The 821-nt window shown below is 50.1% G+C and carries 1 protein-coding gene; it reads left to right on the forward strand.

What is annotated here, in order from left to right; genetic code table 11:
• Positions 1 to 432: 432 nt before the first annotated feature.
• Positions 433 to 821: phage integrase N-terminal domain-containing protein (locus Xbud_RS19100; RefSeq protein WP_211283560.1), on the forward strand; the 389-nt coding region annotated here is incomplete at its 3' end.

The following is an 821-nucleotide window of genomic DNA, read 5'->3' on the forward strand; positions in this document are numbered from 1 at the left end:
AGCGATTACCAAGTGACGCCGCAAAGCGGCAAACGTCCATAGCCCATCCGGTCTGGTTTTACGACCGATTTGAACCCCGCATTACTCAGTGAAACCACGCAAAACAGACTATTAACCACCCTGTTAAACGATTGTCCTATCGGATTTTCAACCCACTGCCTGATTGCAGGCTGATGCAGTAAAAATTAAGGAGAAATGAATCACGTCAAGATAATGAGGCGTTCATCCTGATGAGATCAGGCCCTGAACGGGGAGCATGTCATCGCTGTGCTGAGCACGTCGCGAGCTCCTGCAATAACTCAACACAATCCCGCCCTGCTACACATTGTCTGACGCACCACGGAACGGTGAACCTGAACCGACACGCAGGGAATTGTTTTAAAAACGACTAAAAATGAATAAAACAAACGCAAAGTAGCAGAAGAGGCGAGAATGGCGCAGGGATCGACACGTTCAAAGGTTGAGCAGTTCAGAAAAGCCTTTATCACGCATGCCCGACAGGCGGGCGGAAGTTTTATTACGGTGGCGGATCGTGAACGGATTGCCCGGCAGTTCCTTAATTATTTGAAAAACAATGGCATCAAACTCCGCCAAGTGGATAGCCTGAAGGTGAAATATATTGAGCGCTACATCGCTGAACGCAAAGCCAACAATATCAGTCACCGGACACTGCAAAATGAAATGTCGGTGCTGCGAGCCATTTTAGCGCAGGCGGGAAAGCATAAGCTGGCTGATCCCGATAATGCACGCCTGAGTAACCGGGCATTGGGTATCGCGGATACCAGCCGCAAGGGAACGAAAATGGCGCTGGCACCGGCTGC

The organism is Xenorhabdus budapestensis (assembly GCF_002632465.1).
Taxonomy (GTDB): domain Bacteria; phylum Pseudomonadota; class Gammaproteobacteria; order Enterobacterales; family Enterobacteriaceae; genus Xenorhabdus; species Xenorhabdus budapestensis.